The sequence below is a fragment of the Enterobacter cloacae complex sp. SYL001 genome, assembly GCF_049237025.1.
GTDB lineage: Bacteria > Pseudomonadota > Gammaproteobacteria > Enterobacterales > Enterobacteriaceae > Enterobacter > Enterobacter intestinihominis.
Genome location: NZ_JBMKJI010000004.1, coordinates 220946 through 235722 on the forward strand (window position 1 = coordinate 220946; position 14777 = coordinate 235722).

At 52.5% G+C, this 14777-nt stretch carries 25 protein-coding genes, 1 rRNA gene and 1 pseudogene; 21 read left to right on the top strand and 6 right to left on the bottom strand.

All coding sequences use genetic code 11. The features are described 5' to 3' along the window. Positions 1-29: 29 nt before the first annotated feature. The 5 genes from ACOTZP_RS07205 to ACOTZP_RS07225 all read right to left on the bottom strand — a co-directional run bounded on the left by ACOTZP_RS07205 (position 30) and on the right by ACOTZP_RS07225 (position 2644). Positions 30-446, bottom strand: coding sequence for a putative zinc ribbon protein (locus ACOTZP_RS07205; protein ID WP_009652429.1), 417 nt, complete (start codon positions 444-446; stop codon positions 30-32). Next, positions 434-853, bottom strand: coding sequence for a putative zinc ribbon protein (locus ACOTZP_RS07210; protein ID WP_016154451.1), 420 nt, complete (start codon positions 851-853; stop codon positions 434-436). Before ACOTZP_RS07210 ends, ACOTZP_RS07205 begins: the two co-directional genes overlap by 13 nt. A gap of 289 nt (positions 854-1142) precedes the next feature. Beyond that, on the bottom strand, positions 1143-1382 hold the full coding sequence (locus tag ACOTZP_RS07215; protein ID WP_009652493.1) for a helix-turn-helix transcriptional regulator: 240 nt from the start codon (positions 1380-1382) through the stop codon (positions 1143-1145). Positions 1383-1534: 152 nt separating this feature from the next. Next, entirely contained in the window at positions 1535-2104 is a 570-nt protein-coding gene (locus tag ACOTZP_RS07220) for an inovirus Gp2 family protein (protein WP_016154452.1), read from the bottom strand. A gap of 171 nt (positions 2105-2275) precedes the next feature. Continuing rightward, positions 2276-2644, bottom strand: a complete 369-nt coding sequence (locus ACOTZP_RS07225; RefSeq protein WP_009652475.1) for a hypothetical protein — start codon at positions 2642-2644, stop codon at positions 2276-2278. Positions 2645-4250: 1606 nt separating this feature from the next. Between ACOTZP_RS07225 and ACOTZP_RS07230 the strand changes: the two genes are divergently transcribed. The 21 genes and pseudogenes from ACOTZP_RS07230 to ACOTZP_RS07330 all read left to right on the top strand — a co-directional run bounded on the left by ACOTZP_RS07230 (position 4251) and on the right by ACOTZP_RS07330 (position 14442). Continuing rightward, positions 4251-5219, top strand: coding sequence for a hypothetical protein (locus tag ACOTZP_RS07230; protein WP_016154453.1), 969 nt, complete (start codon positions 4251-4253; stop codon positions 5217-5219). A 349-nt stretch (positions 5220-5568) separates the two neighbouring features. Continuing rightward, positions 5569-5865 carry a membrane protein gene (locus tag ACOTZP_RS07235; RefSeq protein WP_009652512.1) on the top strand — a complete coding sequence of 99 codons (297 nt, stop codon included), beginning with the start codon at positions 5569-5571 and terminating at the stop codon, positions 5863-5865. A 261-nt stretch (positions 5866-6126) separates the two neighbouring features. Next, positions 6127-6855, top strand: coding sequence for a helix-turn-helix transcriptional regulator (locus ACOTZP_RS07240; RefSeq protein ID WP_009652433.1), 729 nt, complete (start codon positions 6127-6129; stop codon positions 6853-6855). Continuing rightward, the gene (locus ACOTZP_RS07245) at positions 6852-7118 is read left to right on the top strand and encodes a hypothetical protein (protein WP_009652486.1); all 267 of its coding nucleotides are present in this window, start codon (positions 6852-6854) and stop codon (positions 7116-7118) included. The genes ACOTZP_RS07240 and ACOTZP_RS07245 overlap by 4 nt, the downstream gene beginning before the upstream one ends. A 12-nt stretch (positions 7119-7130) precedes the next feature. Beyond that, positions 7131-7442 carry a hypothetical protein gene (locus ACOTZP_RS07250; protein ID WP_009652410.1) on the top strand — a complete coding sequence of 104 codons (312 nt, stop codon included), beginning with the start codon at positions 7131-7133 and terminating at the stop codon, positions 7440-7442. Between the two features lie 46 nt (positions 7443-7488). Then, the gene (locus ACOTZP_RS07255) at positions 7489-7959 is read left to right on the top strand and encodes a hypothetical protein (RefSeq protein WP_009652431.1); all 471 of its coding nucleotides are present in this window, start codon (positions 7489-7491) and stop codon (positions 7957-7959) included. Positions 7960-8007: 48 nt separating this feature from the next. Next, positions 8008-8520 carry a DUF4234 domain-containing protein gene (locus tag ACOTZP_RS07260; protein ID WP_009652395.1) on the top strand — a complete coding sequence of 171 codons (513 nt, stop codon included), beginning with the start codon at positions 8008-8010 and terminating at the stop codon, positions 8518-8520. 82 nt (positions 8521-8602) lie between these two features. Then, the gene (locus ACOTZP_RS07265; protein ID WP_009652443.1) at positions 8603-8824 is read left to right on the top strand and encodes a hypothetical protein; all 222 of its coding nucleotides are present in this window, start codon (positions 8603-8605) and stop codon (positions 8822-8824) included. A gap of 55 nt (positions 8825-8879) precedes the next feature. Beyond that, entirely contained in the window at positions 8880-9113 is a 234-nt protein-coding gene (locus tag ACOTZP_RS07270; protein WP_009652474.1) for a DUF905 domain-containing protein, read from the top strand. 103 nt (positions 9114-9216) lie between these two features. After that, positions 9217-10035, top strand: a complete 819-nt coding sequence (locus ACOTZP_RS07275) for a DUF932 domain-containing protein (protein ID WP_009652424.1) — start codon at positions 9217-9219, stop codon at positions 10033-10035. Further along, positions 10035-10289, top strand: a complete 255-nt coding sequence (locus ACOTZP_RS07280) for a hypothetical protein (RefSeq protein WP_009652519.1) — start codon at positions 10035-10037, stop codon at positions 10287-10289. Before ACOTZP_RS07275 ends, ACOTZP_RS07280 begins: the two co-directional genes overlap by 1 nt. 16 nt (positions 10290-10305) lie before the next feature. Then, positions 10306-10779, top strand: coding sequence for an antirestriction protein (locus tag ACOTZP_RS07285; RefSeq protein ID WP_009652453.1), 474 nt, complete (start codon positions 10306-10308; stop codon positions 10777-10779). Between the two features lie 10 nt (positions 10780-10789). Further along, entirely contained in the window at positions 10790-11008 is a 219-nt protein-coding gene (locus tag ACOTZP_RS07290) for a hypothetical protein (RefSeq protein WP_009652503.1), read from the top strand. An 11-nt stretch (positions 11009-11019) separates the two neighbouring features. Beyond that, positions 11020-11502: a RadC family protein gene (gene radC, locus ACOTZP_RS07295; RefSeq protein WP_016154455.1), complete on the top strand. Its 483-nt coding sequence runs from the start codon at positions 11020-11022 to the stop codon at positions 11500-11502. A 13-nt stretch (positions 11503-11515) separates the two neighbouring features. Next, positions 11516-11737 carry a DUF987 domain-containing protein gene (locus ACOTZP_RS07300; protein ID WP_009652392.1) on the top strand — a complete coding sequence of 74 codons (222 nt, stop codon included), beginning with the start codon at positions 11516-11518 and terminating at the stop codon, positions 11735-11737. Between the two features lie 23 nt (positions 11738-11760). Next, positions 11761-12120, top strand: coding sequence for a type IV toxin-antitoxin system YeeU family antitoxin (locus ACOTZP_RS07305; protein ID WP_009652436.1), 360 nt, complete (start codon positions 11761-11763; stop codon positions 12118-12120). A 49-nt stretch (positions 12121-12169) separates the two neighbouring features. After that, positions 12170-12547: a TA system toxin CbtA family protein gene (locus ACOTZP_RS07310; RefSeq protein WP_016154457.1), complete on the top strand. Its 378-nt coding sequence runs from the start codon at positions 12170-12172 to the stop codon at positions 12545-12547. After that, on the top strand, positions 12544-13035 hold the full coding sequence (locus ACOTZP_RS07315; protein WP_009652438.1) for a DUF5983 family protein: 492 nt from the start codon (positions 12544-12546) through the stop codon (positions 13033-13035). Before ACOTZP_RS07310 ends, ACOTZP_RS07315 begins: the two co-directional genes overlap by 4 nt. A gap of 29 nt (positions 13036-13064) precedes the next feature. Continuing rightward, the gene (locus ACOTZP_RS07320) at positions 13065-13268 is read left to right on the top strand and encodes a DUF957 domain-containing protein (RefSeq protein ID WP_009652505.1); all 204 of its coding nucleotides are present in this window, start codon (positions 13065-13067) and stop codon (positions 13266-13268) included. A gap of 80 nt (positions 13269-13348) precedes the next feature. Continuing rightward, a pseudogene (locus ACOTZP_RS07325) lies at positions 13349-14194 on the top strand (DUF4942 domain-containing protein). A gap of 11 nt (positions 14195-14205) precedes the next feature. Further along, the gene (locus ACOTZP_RS07330; protein ID WP_016154458.1) at positions 14206-14442 is read left to right on the top strand and encodes a hypothetical protein; all 237 of its coding nucleotides are present in this window, start codon (positions 14206-14208) and stop codon (positions 14440-14442) included. Positions 14443-14678: 236 nt separating this feature from the next. Here the strand turns inward: ACOTZP_RS07330 and rrf are convergent. Then, positions 14679-14777 (bottom strand): 5S ribosomal RNA (rrf, locus tag ACOTZP_RS07335); the annotation flags it as partial.

Consider the following 14777-nt stretch of genomic DNA (forward strand, 5'->3'; position numbering starts at 1 on the left):
GGCGGTATCTGGTTCATAAAGACGGGGAACTATCTGGTACTGCAGCAGTAGTTTCTCTGCCAGTGCGCTTCTTCGATGCTGTAGATACCAGTCAGACACCGGGGACAGTGCTTCACGCCCTGGTAATGGTCGCCGCACCACACGCAGTACCAGGAGAGCACCATTACCGTCGCTTCCAGCCCGTTGATGAGACTGCGCAGCTTTCGGTGCCGGGCTTCGGTTTTCACTTCCGGGTCAAGGTGGGCGCAGGCCATCAGCACATGCCGGGCCACGCTCTGCTGGTCATGTTCAAACCACGGCGGCTCCCCGTATGTCCCCGCATGGAGCACCAGTCGACAGCCGCAGGACGCGCAGCTCCATATCTGCCCCGGCGCACTCACGGCCTCCCCGGCTGTCGCGAAGTGGCCTTCGCGGTCATTGGCCAGATAACATTTCAGCATGCGCATGCCGTCACTTCCTCTATCCGGTTGGTATCAGCACGCACATCACTGTGCTCGCCCGTCCGGCAGGTGAGGCAGTAGCGCTCACCGTGGTAATCACTGCCGCAGCCGTGACAGTGCCAGTCTGCGTAGAAAACCAGGGGACGGGCTTCCGGTACATAAGACTGCAGTTGCCGGATATGGCGGGTCTCCCTCACCCCGGGCTTTACATACGGGCAGTGCTGTCGACCGTTCTCCGAAAGCTTTGCTGCATGATGTTCAAACCACGGACGTTCGGTGTCGTATTCAGGATGGTACTGCAGGGCACTGGCACACAGATGGCAGCTGTAGCGGTCATACGGCGCGGTCTGCGCGGTTATGGCTCCCGTGAGACGGCCGTTGCCGTCCAGAGCCATAAACGATTTTGCATACATAGTGGTACTCTCCTTACCGCCAGACGACACGCAGGCGTCAGCCGTCCCGGTACGGGCAGCGTGGCAGGGTGAATGGCGGTTCAGTTATGCGTTAGCGGGTCGGTACGGTTGGTGGTCGGCACCGGAATACAGAAAGGTTACGGTTGTGCAGGTGCGTCGGTGGGTCTGAAACAAACGGGACAGGGTCTGGCGCCACAGTACTGTCGCCGGCAACGGGGACACGTCCAGCGAACCGGGATGGCCTGTGGCTGAGTGCGGCGTCGTTTTTCCATTCAGATATCCTCCCTGCTCAGACGCCACGGGAATCAGCAATACGCTGCTGCATCCAGGCTTCCACCTCGCTTCTGCGCCAGCGGGAGCTGCGCCCCAGCTTGATGGGTTTCGGAAACAACCCGTCGCCAATCAGTTTGTAAAACCATTTGTCGGTCATCCCGGTAAACGTGGTGATAAAGGTCATGTCGATAAGCGGGTCCTGAGCTGAAAGCAGTGTGTCAGGGCTGGCATTAATATTCGTATTCAACGTGGTCATGGTATTTTTCTCCCTCTGAGGATATGGCTATCGGGAGACGTCCGGTGGTGGTTGAATCATGGGGTTACCGGTTCTCCTCAGAGGATAGGGGAACGTTGTAAAAAATTACCCGGCCCGCACAATCAGGCCTGATGAATCGAGATATGTCTGGCTCAGCCACGGCTGCAACCGAAGTTACGCTCACCGTCACCGGTGATTTTGGTCTCCAGCTTGGCTAAATAGGCCGCCTGCGACAGGGCCTGTTGCAGTTGAGCACCATCGCCACGTGTCAACCATGAGACTGGACTCGCCGGGAAACGAGCCAGAACGGCATGCGCCTGTGCATCCACCTTCAGGGCGCTGCACCACGCTTGTTTAATCATACCTGCAAGCGAATCCGGGTCTTTGTAATCTCCCGGTCCGCACCACGTATCGCGGTTCAGCAACAGCACCGCGTGGTAATGCTTCTTCCCTTTGATTTCACCAAACTCCCGCGCCCAGATAAAACGCAGCGTGGTCGGCCAGACGCGTTTGCCCTCGCGACGTTGACGCGTCTGAAGGGCATCAATCCGGGCTTTCAGGGAATCGGTGAAGCGGGAGATAACAGCAGCATCGGTGGCCGCTGGCGTATCCGGCAGACGGAGGTCAACACGCAGGGCCAGTAAGCGGGTGTAAGCGTTAAGAGCGCAACTGAAGGTATCAGCGATGCGTTGCTGCCAGTAAGGGTCGTATGTGTAACTCATTAAAATGGACTCCGGTGGGTTATCGTTCATAACCATTACCGGTGCTGTTAAAAAAAACTTATTGCCTTCAGCGAGTCCGCCAGTCGATCCCTCAGAGACGGCTGGCTTCAGTAAAATATCGTGGCTGGCAGAATGATTGCGTAAAGGGTAATCGCCTCTCAGAAATCGGTTCTAATGCCGGGTGACCCGAAGGCTGCGAAAAAACAGTCTTCCCGTTAGACGATGGCGGGTACGCTTGACATAAGCGGCGTCAACGAGTTCATCGGGTGGCAAATCACGGGTGATATTACAAATCGTCGCCAGTGCTGTATCGGAGAGTTTAAAACTCCGTGACAAGGCGTAGTAATCCCCGGTTTTTTGGTTACTGATGTTATCGAATAACGCTCTGAAGAAATCCGTCTGTGAAGGTCTGCGGGCGTTGATAATTGCCTCTGTCGCTTCATCCCTGAATGTTACCTCCACCTCTTCCATCCCCAGTGAGCGAATGATCCCGGCAATGTCAGGCCAGTAGCGAAGATCGAAACTGTTAAGTCGCTGCAATTCTGGCTTACAGAAGCAGCTGAAGATTGCGATGCCCTTGTATTGACCTGGACCCAAAATAGGTTGTGGTTACCCTGAAAAGCAAATATTACCCCAGAGGGATGTATATACCCGGGGCAAGAGCCCCTGTACCAGTCCCTCATTGCTGTCATGATATTATTACCCCGTTCAATAAGCCCGATAAATAATCGTTATCGGGACTACTGCTAAAACGCCCTGTAACGCATCAGGAGCGCCATATTCATACTAACCACAGATTTCCACTATCGTGTTATTCAATGCGCTTATGCAGGCTCACAGGAAGCTATGGCGGTATAAGACACTACAGCGCTCAATTACTTATTAAATAGCTTGCGGTGATTACCAGGATAATCACCCTATTCCACGTCACCTCAATCGGGTTATTCTGTTTACGATACAATCATGACTATTATCACCAACACGGATAATGCCCCGTTTACAGTCGTTACCAATGGCCTTGTTTACACATATCAAAAAACTTTCAGGGATAACGGGTCACCGTAGTATCTGTAACTGACAGGTATTGTAAGCGTCAATATCAGGCAGACAGAGCAATACCGACAGGCTTACTACAGGTTAGTTCACTGACTGAGCATTTAACGCTCATCACTAATACGCAGACCAGTAATAAACCATTGATACTCACCTGCTGATTTTCAGGCATGACCATTCACCCAAAACGTTACTGTTAACCAGTAACCACCCTGTCGTTATGATTATTAGATTACTGATGTTAATCATCTTCACTTTTATCCTGACGAGGACTAGTCAATGGTAATATCGACTCAATTCAATTCTGTTTTCTTAATGATAGATTTTTAATGAGTGCTAAACATTCAGGTTGTGACTACATTGAATGGTGTATTTCTTACCTGATGGCAATGATTGCTCAATGGATACCATCCAATAGTACTATCCCCTTAGTGAATACCTTCAGATAATAATACCTCCCAGGCATAACCCACTTACTGATAACACATCATCGATTACTGTTACAAATGATAAGACCCCTTCTTTAATATATTAATACCAATCCAACACGCCAGGCATAACAATAGCTATGAAGATAACCACGCCAGACAGCACTTACCTACAACAAACGCCTGCATCAGTTACTCTGGAATTATCTTTTTTCAATAACATGAAAATAGACACCACGTCATATCAAATAACCTCAATCAAATTAACCCCGTATCATCACTGCCCGCAGAAGCCCTCAATCCTGATTATGAGCAACAAAATGGAAATACCTCATGGCAGCCCGACCTGATACCAGAAATGCCCCCTGAAGCGAACCAGGCACCATGATGGGGATGAAAACGAAAGCATGCAGGAGAACAAGATAACCTATTGAGACGATACTCATCCAGTAAACAGAGAAGCATCTGAGAGATAAACAAAGAAAATGACAACTTTAAAACCATGGTAAAACCTTGTCAAAACCAGTATAAATCAACAATAAAACCTCACGATGACTACCAGATGTGTTTTTAAGTGACGATAAAACCATCATCGTGATACTGTGTAGCTACAACAATCACCACCATAACCACTACTATGTAGTTTACGATTACAGGTATCCACAATGGTTGTACATTACGACAATGGCAGACAACATCTTATAAAAACCCGTGACCTGAGAGTCTGTGCTTTTTATGCCGGGTGGCTGGGTGTTAATAAAATAATTAACACCCGTGACATTCCTCACCAGGATGCAGAAAGTTGTCGACAGGCACTCAACAAACTGATTAATCAGTTCATACCGAATGCAGAACAGCGGGCAAGACTTTTTTCTGATATGGAAACAGCCCGTGATGAAAACATCCTTCCGCTGGAAAGTTTTGACTGGCTAGAACAGGATGAACGGGCAACATTCTGGTTATGGGCGTATATTTGCAAGGCCGGAGACTACGAACTTGGTATTGACAAACCAGCAAATGCAGAGTTCGGAAAGAACTGGTATCAGCGAATGAATCTGAGTGTATCTCCGACAAGCCACCAGGAAAGAATTAATATTATCATCTCTTTTTTCGACAACATTATTATTCCGACCCCACCGGTAAATCATCTCAAGCGCCAGGTCATGGACAGGCTGAAAGACCAGTGGAAAAATATTTACAGCAAACCAGCTCCGCTGAAATGGTTACCTAATGAAGAAGACGCGGTACTGTGGGCATGGAACAGCCTCAAATCGCTTCAGGAAGAAAGAAATGCGCCCACTATCGGGCTCTCATTAAATATTTCAACGCCAGGAATGAGTACCTGGTTTACCCCCCTGAGTCATTCTGAACGCAATTTAGCCCTGCGCACGGCGATCGACTTATGGGACGATGCACCGGATACAAAGCGTTTATTCCTTCTGAACCTGAATAAAGCCTGGAACCAGCAAAAATTACGTCAGTCCCGTACCGATAAAAAAGCACTCAATACGTACCTGAAGAACGAAACAAAAACTCGACTGGACTTTATGGCAGAACGTAGCGGAGTTCGCATCAGTGATATGCTGGAAATGCTGATTAATGACCATTACCGAAAAACCTGTGGTGGTGAGTGAGGGCTTTGCGCTAAAAACAAGGTGAGCGGAGGCAGTAATACAGACCAGAAATGACATTCAAAATAATTTCAGACCTATATTACCGGTGTGAGAACGGCAGCAGAAGTGCTGCCGTTTTGTTATTTCACTCACGGAGGTTAATGTGTCCAGTAAGAACAAACGGGGTCCCGATACCCTGTTACCGTCGTTATTCCTTCTCCCGGGTCAACTGTCCCACAAAATACCCGTGCGTATGCTTCTCGCGCTAAGTCACAGCTATGCTTTCTGTTCCGGTACCCAGGTCTCTCTGATACACGGTCCGCCAGCTCATGAAGGCGGCTATTTATTGCCAGTAATAAGGGAGAAAGAAATGCATTGTCCGAATTGCGGTTCGCAAAACATACGACTGCGCCATGTGGGTAAAAAGACGGGTGGGGTCATTGGCGCAACAGCCGGAGGCATTGCCGGGCTTGAAGGAGCCTCCACCGGTGCGCTGATAGGTTCAGTCATTCCGGTTGTCGGTACGATAGCCGGAGGCCTCATTGGTTTTCTGTCCGGCGCCTGTGCTGGTGCGGTGGCAGGCTCTCTGGCCGGAGAACAACTGGACGGTACCGTCTTTGATGAATACGGCTGCACGCAGTGCGAGCATATCTTCAGTGCACCGTAACGTTAATAAGGGTCAGCCCATCCTGCACAAAGCCTGAGCCGCTGACCGTACTCGCTACGGCACGACTGATGACAGGGCGTGTCAGCATGCTGTCGTCATTTCAGCTACCTGGCACTAACCCTTTGTTAATTCTCCTGTTTACTGAAAGATGAATTTTACTTTTTCTTTTCCGCCATTACGGGGGATGGACATAACGTGTCCCTCCCCGCCCGCATAATAACCGCATGAAATATCAACCTATTTATCGCACACGGAGCGTCCATGCAACGACCCGATGAAGAGGCCCGCTACGACCGGCTGGCCGTCAGATTGTCGGTCATTATCAGCCGGTTAATGGCCGGAGAAACGCTGACCCTTCAGACACTGTCCGGTGAGTTTGGTGTATCGATACGCACCCTGCGTCGTGACTTACATCAACGGCTGGTCCACCTCGACATTATCGGGGAGAACGGCACGTATCGGCTCAGTGAGAGCGCCACGCGTGATCACTCTCCGGGGGCCGTTTCCTTTGCCCGCAGTACCGGTATCGCACGCATTATCCCGTCGCAGAACCGGCAACTGATGCACCTGCTGATGAATGAAACGGGCACCTCACCCTGCTTTATCTGGCACGACTTACCGCCAGCATGGACACAGGCTGACAGTTTTCATCGTCTGGCCGAAGCCATTTGTCATCACCGGGTGGTCAGTCTGCTGGTCGGCGGTGTCCGTCACGATGAGCAGGAGCCTTACCGCCTGATTTACCGGCATCAGCACTGGTATCTGGTCGTCTGTTGCCGGGGGAGCCTTCGGGTGTTCCGGCTGGAAGACATTATCTCGGCCTCACTCTCAGAGCAAACCTTCCGTCGCCGGAGCGAAATCAGTTCGCTCATTACTGAAGAGGGATTTATCAGCGCACTGCCCCACTTTCGCTTTATCAGTGATGTCATTCACACCTTCAGGGAACAACACCCTGAACATCCATCCAGACCCAAAGGAGTCAAATCGTGAAACCTGTCGAAGGCCCTCTGCTGCTCTTCACCCTGATGTTGTCTGCCGTAACCCTGAGCGGCTGTGGCGACAAAAATGAACGCGAGTTTATCCGGGGATGCAAATCAGGCGGCGGTACTACCGCCGTCTGCGGATGTATCCGGGATGACCTCAAAACGAAATATACGCACGGGGAGCTGGAGAAAATGAACCAGCAATACGGTTATGTCCCCCCGCGCTTCATGGACAACATGCTGAGCGCTGCTCAGCAGTGCAGAAAATAAGGAAATCTGAACATGGCGCTTGTCATTAAATATTTCGCGATTGCCTTCGCCATCGCGCTTGTGGTCGTGCTGTTTAACGTGTTCGGGAGTACCGGCGAGATACGCAGTTTTGGTCAGGGAATGGAATATCTGTTCTGGATGACGCTTGGGCCCGGAGCCGGTATGACGGTCGGTGCTGCTCTTCGACAATGGCTGATGCCGGATGCGGTATACACCCGCGAAGGAATGACCGGATTACTCAAGGCCCGTCTGTTCTGGCTTGTGGGCCCACAGTATATCGGCTGGCTGGCCGGACTTATCGTCGTGGGTAAACAACTCATGTAACACGGCTGCCCCCCAACAACATTTTTGACTGAGAAGGAAAAATACCATGCGATTCATGCACGCCATCCTGTCAGCAGGATTACTGACCTTTGCCATCACGGCACAGGCGGTCCCCAATATGTGGAGCAGTGGCTTCGGTATGGGCGTCACCGAGTACATCATCACCAGCCCGGAAAACGTGATGATGAACCTGAACTGCACCGGCAACCCTGACGACCAGAATATCCTGCAGCATCACGTCATGCTCACCCTGCCTGACGGCAGCGGTGCCGATTCACAGGATGAGAAAACCGCCATCACCGTCGTCACGGATGACCAGACGTTCCCCCTGCCGTCCTCTCTGGGCTGGCGTAACGGCGACAACGCCTGGCTGTCGTTCATTGATGCCATCAGAAAAGCAACGTCGTTTGAGATTTACGTCAACGACAAACAGGTGGGGCACTTTACCCCTTCGGCTGGAAACGTTCACAAGGTTCTGGCTGATATGCCCGAATGCACGACACTGACCGCCGGGTAACCCGGCGCATCCCCGGTTTACAGCAAAATCAATCAAGGACAATACGATATGACCGACATTTCGACACTCAGCCAGCGACTGACGACGCCAACCCTGCATTTTGTTCTACTCACCGTCGCCACCTGCGGCATCTGGCCGTTACTGTGGCTGTACCGAAAACAGCAGATTATCAGCGACACCACCGGATATCCGGTTTGCGGCAATCTGTTTATCATCTGGCTCGCCGTCTGTTTTGGGCTCGGACGACAGTTCGGCGTGATGGCCTCACCGGACCTGGCGGGCTACTACACGGGCAGCGATACACTGTTGGCCTTAAGCGGCATTCTGTCGCTCACCTGCGGCGTGATGTACATCGTCTGGGCCTTTAAGGCCAGAGCAGCACTGCGACACTATGCGCTGAACACCTTCCGGTTTGACCTGAAGATGAATGCGTTTTATACCGTGGTGCTCAACGTCTTCTACATTACATACTGCATCAACGATATGCCGCAGGCACTGGCGAAGCACCGCATTATTCATGGTCAGGCCCCTGTGCCGCCGGAGTCTCCGTCACCGCAGTAACGCAGCTCTCCTCTTATTATCCGGCCGGGGCATTCCTGTGTGCCCCAGATTCATCCGGATCCCCCCTCTGAGATTTGACCCAATGACATTACTGAAAATCGTGCTCAACACCCTGCGTCAGGTGCTGACGTGGTGCGCCAGCAGCCGGGCGCAGCAGTTTGTGGAAGACCACTTCCGCGAAGAAGGCTATGACGAAGACAGTATTTACATCGCCAGACAGGCGGCAACCCTGCTCGCAGGTGCCTTAATCACAGCGCTCATGGAACAGATACTGCAGCTTATTGCCACACACTTAACCCACTGATGCCCTGCTCACTGAGCGGGGCATTTTGTTTTATGCCATTCATCAGGAACTGAATATGCAAGTCACTGACGATACGTCGTTACCGCCAGGGCAATTCACCCGCCGACAGGCTGAAGCCGTGGTCACGCTTTACCACAACGTCACTATAGAAGATGACCAGGGTACGCACTTTCGGCTGGTTATTCGCGACAGCGAGGGGACGTTAATCTGGCGGGCCTGGAATTTTGAAGCCAGTGCCGGGGAATGGCTTAACCGCTATCTGCTCAGCCACGGGATCCCCAAACACTGACACACCACAGCTTAACCCAATAGCGACCACACAAAAAAGCCATGCTCCCACAGGAGCATGGCTGTTTTGTTTATGCCGTTAAATCAACAATAAGGAATTTACCATGAGACTAGCCAGCCGCTTTGGACGGACAAACCAGATCCGTCGCGATCGTCCGTTAACCCGCGAAGAACTGATGCAGGTCGTTCCCAGCGTATTCAGTGCAGATCGCCACGGTTCCAGGAGCGAAAAATACGCTTACATACCCACCATTACTCTGCTCGAAAATCTTCAACGCGAAGGCTTTGAACCCTTCTTCGCCTGCCAGTCACGCGTACGCGACCCTGACCGCCGGGAGCACACCAAACATCTGCTGCGCCTGCGTCGTACCGGTCAGATAACCGGCCAGCAGGTTCCCGAAATCATTTTGCTTAACTCGCACGATGGTAGCAGCTCATACCAGATGCTGCCGGGGCTGTTCAGAGCCATCTGCACCAACGGGCTCGTCTGCGGACAGTCGTTCGGTGAAATTCGTGTACCGCATCGTGGCGATGTGGCCGGGAAAGTGATTGAGGGGGCTTATGAAGTGCTCGGTGTCTTTGATCGGGTGGAAGAAAAGCGCGAGGCCATGCAGTCACTTCGACTACCAGCACCCGCGCAACATGCCCTGGCGAACGCCGCACTGACATACCGCTTTGGTGAAGAATATCAGCCGGTGACCGCAGCGCAGATACTGACACCGCGACGGTATGAGGACCATCAGGACGACCTGTGGACCGTTTATAACCGCATTCAGGAATCGTTGCTGAAAGGCGGGCTGAGCGGACGCACCGCACAGGGTAAACGTACCCACACTCGTGCGGTTAACGGTATCGACGGGGATATCAAACTCAACCGCGCGCTCTGGGTGATGGCCGAAGAACTGCAGCAGGCACTGAGCTGATGCAGCACATTCCTGCAAATACCCGTCTGACGGCTGTCTGGCCCGTTTCCCTGCAAAACCAGTCCGGCTGCCGTTCCATCTCCGACGATGACCTCTGCGCCTGGTGCAGACATCTTTGCTACCGTCCCGGCGAGCTCAGCCTGTGCCGACTGTCTGTATCTGACAGCATCTGGCCCTCACGGTGCGATGAAGATGGCTATGCGCAGTCCTGCCCGTCACTCCTGCTGAACCAGCATCCCCAACCCGATAAATAAACAAGGAAAAACTAACATGACCGACATTATTAACCTTCACGATACCCTTCCGTTACCGCCACAACCTGCCGGTTCTGCGCCAGCGCTGACCGCCACCCTCGTACAGGACGAGCAGCGCATCGGCTTTTGGCCGCAGTACTTCGGCAGCATACCGCAGTGGATAATCCTTGAGCCGACGGTCTTCGCGTGGATGGACCGTTTCTGCGCCGACTACAACGGCGGTATCTGGAATTTTTATACGCTCAGCAACGGTGGTGCGTTTATGGCCCCGGAAGCGGAGAACAATGAACCGTGGTCGCTGTTCAACACTATGAACGGCAACGGCGGTGAACTCAGTGCCGACGCTGCGGGGATTGCCGTCTGTCTGATGACTTACAGCCACCATGCCATGCGCACCGAATGCGATGCCATGACGGAGCACTACTACCGCCTGCGGGATTACGCGCTCAGTCACCCGGAATGCAGCGCCATCATGCACATCATCGACTGAGCATCCCGCCATGTCGTATGAACTGTCTCACCTGAATACCCTGTGGGATGCGCTGGGGAAAATAACGGTCAGGGATGAGGACGGAGACGTTGTGACCGACGAACTCTTCCTGCATTTTCTGACGGGCACCTCTCTCTTCCCTATCTGGTCATGGTTTGAATCCCAGCACGACGAGTTCGTCGTTGCCGTGAAACTGTACAACACATCAATCCCGGACGGGTCAACATAAAGGAAAAGCCAATGAATATAACCCCTTGCCCCCCCGACAGCGGGGGAATATCTCCCGCCGCACAGCGCACTATCCGACGTGCGCTGACCCTGCTGGAACGCCAGTTACGCGAGCCCGGCGCCTCCTTTACCTCCACCACCGCCGTTCGTGACTGGCTGCGTCTGCAACTCGCCTCACTGGAGCGTGAAGTATTCACTGTACTCTTCCTCGATAACCAGCATCGTCTGATAGCCCACGAAACGCTCTTCACCGGCACCATCAATCATACGCAGGTCCATCCCCGCGAGGTGGTTAAGGCCGGTCTGAAGCATAACTGTGCCGCTGTCATTGTGGCGCATTGCCACCCGTCAGGCCTTGCCGAACCCAGCAATGCAGATCGTCAGGTCACTACGCGTATTCAGCAGGCGCTGGAGCTGGTTGATATCCGACTGCTTGATCACCTGGTGGTGGGCGGCATGGAGATCGTCTCGTTTGCTGAGAGAGGGTGGCTTTAAGGAGAGAATAACGATGAAAATCATCAGCAAACGCCAGGCGATGGCGATATACCGCCAGCATCCGCAGTCCCGGTTGTTTCGCTTCTGTGCCGGCAAATACACATGGTCCGGCAGCATCTGCCACTACGCAGGTCGGGAAGTGCAGGATATCAGCGGCGTGCTCGCCGTCTTCGCAGAACACCGTCAGGACCGCAACGGCCCGTACGTCGTATTACGCAGCGTTACGCTGAATTAATTCACGTTTAAGGAAGGCTAAAATTGTCGAATACAATACCGCCTGTAAACCACGATATCGCCGCCCCTTGGTGGGGGCTTAAACGCGATATCACCCCCTGTTTTGGCGCACGTCTGGTGCAGGAGGGCAACCGGCTGCATTACCTGAACGACCGCGCCAGCATCACCGGCACCTTCAGCGACGCGGATTTACGCCATCTCGACCAGGCATTCCCGCTACTGCTGAAGCAACTGGAGCTGATGCTGCTTTCCGGTGAGCTGAATCCCCGTCATCAGCACTGCGTCACGCTGTATGCAAAAGGGCTGATATGCGAGGCCGACAGCCTCGGCTCGCACGGGTACGTCTATCTCGCAATTTACCCGACACCTGCAACAACAGAATAAACCTCCCGGCAGTTTTCCTTCGTTTAACTCACCAGTAAAGGTTTCCATTATGCAAACACAACCTGTTCCTCCGAAACGGGAGGTTTCGCCACGCCCGTCACCCGTGGCGATCTGGCAGCGCCTCCTGAGTCACCTGCTGGACCGTCACTACGGTCTGACGCTCAACGACACGCCATTTGGCAAAGATGGTGTGATCCAAGAGCATATCGATGCCGGTATCTCACTGTGCGACGCGGTGAATTTCATCGTGGAGAAATACGACCTGGTACGCACTGATCGTCGCGGTTTTAACGCGGAAACTCAGTCGCCGCTTCTCACCAGTATCGATATTCTCCGCGCCCGCAAAGCCACCGGGCTGATGACCCGTCATAGCTACAGGGCCGTTACCGACATCACCACCGGCAAATACCGTGAGGTGCAACCATGAAGCTGTCCCTGACGGTGGAAGCCGATGCCATCAACGTACTGGCCCTCAACATGGGCCGGATCGTCGTAGACATTGACGGTATTGAACTGACCGACCTGATCAATGTGGTGAACCAGAACGGTTATTCGCTTCTCGTTGCTGACGAACCGGGGAAATTGATTGTTGAAGATCCAATTCCGCCCGTTGCCCGCCTGAACGGCATTCAGTGCAGCACTGCACATATCACGGCGGAAGACAATGCTCTGCTGTTTACCCTTTCACACCAGCATGAAGACTTTGGCGAGTCTGAATGGATTAGTTATACCGGCTCGGGTTATCTGCTCCACCTGGGCGCGTGGTCGTTTCCGGTCTTACGCCTCAAACGCCTCGGTCTGTCAAAAGCCTGCCGTCGGTTATTAGTGACGCTTATGCGTCGCTACGCCGCTGGCATTGTTCATCTGGATGCCTTTGGCGAAGTGCTACCAAGTTTTACAACCTTTGACTGGTAACCCCACCTCAATCACCACAAGGTTTTTACATGCCGGAATTAACCACCGAAGTGGCTCTCAACATTCTGATTGGCTGGCTGCAGGACAACATCAGTTGCAACACCGGCATTATTTTCGACAACGACGAAGACAAGACGGATTCAGCAGTGCTGTTGCCCTGGATTGAGCAGGCGCGAAACGATGTTCGTAATCTCCGCCATCTTCAGCTTCTGCAACAGACCAGAACCTGTTAGCCACCGAACCATACTCACCACACACCTATAAGCCCCAGCCCTTACCGGCTGGCGCTTTGCTTTATATAAAGGAAATTAAAATGTCAGATCTTACCCTCACCGAACCTGAAGTGTTAACCGGCCATACCGATGTGATTTGTTCTACCAGTATTGAGCGCATCATCACCGGACGTAATTTCGCGATTGCACAGATTGAAACGCTGATACAACAACTTGACGATATCTCGACGCTGACCCGCAGCATCGGCGGTGGTAAAGCGAATGAATAGGGAATGCGGCAATACAGCTACGACTGCTGGCTGATGGAGGATACTGATACGGCCATGAAAGCCATTACTCGCAATATCGATCGTGGTATATGGCGGGATCTGATGCAACGCTCGGGAATGCTGGCGCTCATGGACGCACAGGTCCGCGACGAGTGGTACAACAGCCTGGAGAAAGACGATATTCCGGCTATCAGTGAAGAGAATATTCTCAACACATTCGAACAACTGCATCTGAATAAAGGTGAGGTGTTTGAACGAGGTGTGATTAACGTGTTTAAAGGTCTGAGCTGGAATTTTAAGACAAACAGCCCCTGTAGGTTTGGCGGGAAAATCATCGTGACGGGGCTTGTCAAATATGACCGGTGGGGATTTGGTCTGAACTGGGGCTGGCAGCGTGACCGGTTAACGGACCTTGAGCGCATGCTGATGCTGCTGGATGGGAAGGCCATCCCCGACAATCGCGCCGACGTCACGCGCCGGTTAAGCGACCATATCCATGAGAACAGGCATAGCACCCGTTATGAGGATGAGATGTCTGTGATTAAGTATTTTCAGAAGGGAACTGTCCATATCACGTTCAGGCGATCGGAGCTGGTCGATAAGCTGAACGACATTATCGCGAAACACTATCCAGGGGCGTTGCCCACTAAACAGTAAGGAACCAAATTATGGTATCATTTTCAAACATGGATGGTGCTCACTGCGATTCCGTAGTAGATCACTATACCTTGCCATCAAATAGTATTCAGATGGATGTAAAAGTTCCTGTTCAACCATCAAATTTTGACCCTTTGCAGAAGGGGGCCTTAATGGGGGCCTCAACGTTTATGGAACAAGATAAAAACCATTCTAATCAATGCAATTACAAAACAAAATCCATTCCGAGTCCGGGCACCACTATTTAAAGAACCCAGCCTATGGCTGGGTTTTTGCTTTTCTGCGCTTATTAAAACCTTACCTTAAATTTATTCCTGTATCTCTTCCCGATGAGGTCGTGCGGCCGGCATTGCCCGGTGGCGCTGCGCTTACCGGGCCTACAAAACCCGCATGCCAGATAAGGGGAAGCCGCCATCCGGCATGTTTTTCCGCGCACAAAGCAAAAAACCCCGCACCTTCCGGTACGGGGTTCTTTCTGTTTGATGCCTGGCAGTTCCCTACTCTCACATGGGGAGACCCCACACTACCATCGGCGCTACGGCGTTTCACTTCTGAGTTCGGCATGGGGTCAGGTGGGACCACC

Excerpts from the sequence above, each read along its gene's own strand:
- ACOTZP_RS07205 (WP_009652429.1), bottom strand. The coding sequence starts at position 446 with ATGCGCATGCTGAAATGTTATCTGGCCAATGACCGCGAAGGCCACTTC.
- ACOTZP_RS07210 (WP_016154451.1), bottom strand. The coding sequence starts at position 853 with ATGTATGCAAAATCGTTTATGGCTCTGGACGGCAACGGCCGTCTCACG.
- ACOTZP_RS07215 (WP_009652493.1), bottom strand. The coding sequence starts at position 1,382 with ATGACCACGTTGAATACGAATATTAATGCCAGCCCTGACACACTGCTT.
- ACOTZP_RS07220 (WP_016154452.1), bottom strand. The coding sequence starts at position 2,104 with ATGAGTTACACATACGACCCTTACTGGCAGCAACGCATCGCTGATACC.
- ACOTZP_RS07230 (WP_016154453.1), top strand. The coding sequence starts at position 4,251 with ATGGTTGTACATTACGACAATGGCAGACAACATCTTATAAAAACCCGT.
- ACOTZP_RS07235 (WP_009652512.1), top strand. The coding sequence starts at position 5,569 with ATGCATTGTCCGAATTGCGGTTCGCAAAACATACGACTGCGCCATGTG.
- ACOTZP_RS07240 (WP_009652433.1), top strand. The coding sequence starts at position 6,127 with ATGCAACGACCCGATGAAGAGGCCCGCTACGACCGGCTGGCCGTCAGA.
- ACOTZP_RS07250 (WP_009652410.1), top strand. The coding sequence starts at position 7,131 with ATGGCGCTTGTCATTAAATATTTCGCGATTGCCTTCGCCATCGCGCTT.
- ACOTZP_RS07255 (WP_009652431.1), top strand. The coding sequence starts at position 7,489 with ATGCGATTCATGCACGCCATCCTGTCAGCAGGATTACTGACCTTTGCC.
- ACOTZP_RS07260 (WP_009652395.1), top strand. The coding sequence starts at position 8,008 with ATGACCGACATTTCGACACTCAGCCAGCGACTGACGACGCCAACCCTG.
- ACOTZP_RS07265 (WP_009652443.1), top strand. The coding sequence starts at position 8,603 with ATGACATTACTGAAAATCGTGCTCAACACCCTGCGTCAGGTGCTGACG.
- ACOTZP_RS07270 (WP_009652474.1), top strand. The coding sequence starts at position 8,880 with ATGCAAGTCACTGACGATACGTCGTTACCGCCAGGGCAATTCACCCGC.
- ACOTZP_RS07275 (WP_009652424.1), top strand. The coding sequence starts at position 9,217 with ATGAGACTAGCCAGCCGCTTTGGACGGACAAACCAGATCCGTCGCGAT.
- ACOTZP_RS07280 (WP_009652519.1), top strand. The coding sequence starts at position 10,035 with ATGCAGCACATTCCTGCAAATACCCGTCTGACGGCTGTCTGGCCCGTT.
- ACOTZP_RS07285 (WP_009652453.1), top strand. The coding sequence starts at position 10,306 with ATGACCGACATTATTAACCTTCACGATACCCTTCCGTTACCGCCACAA.
- ACOTZP_RS07290 (WP_009652503.1), top strand. The coding sequence starts at position 10,790 with ATGTCGTATGAACTGTCTCACCTGAATACCCTGTGGGATGCGCTGGGG.
- radC (WP_016154455.1), top strand. The coding sequence starts at position 11,020 with ATGAATATAACCCCTTGCCCCCCCGACAGCGGGGGAATATCTCCCGCC.
- ACOTZP_RS07300 (WP_009652392.1), top strand. The coding sequence starts at position 11,516 with ATGAAAATCATCAGCAAACGCCAGGCGATGGCGATATACCGCCAGCAT.
- ACOTZP_RS07310 (WP_016154457.1), top strand. The coding sequence starts at position 12,170 with ATGCAAACACAACCTGTTCCTCCGAAACGGGAGGTTTCGCCACGCCCG.
- ACOTZP_RS07315 (WP_009652438.1), top strand. The coding sequence starts at position 12,544 with ATGAAGCTGTCCCTGACGGTGGAAGCCGATGCCATCAACGTACTGGCC.
- ACOTZP_RS07320 (WP_009652505.1), top strand. The coding sequence starts at position 13,065 with ATGCCGGAATTAACCACCGAAGTGGCTCTCAACATTCTGATTGGCTGG.
- ACOTZP_RS07330 (WP_016154458.1), top strand. The coding sequence starts at position 14,206 with ATGGTATCATTTTCAAACATGGATGGTGCTCACTGCGATTCCGTAGTA.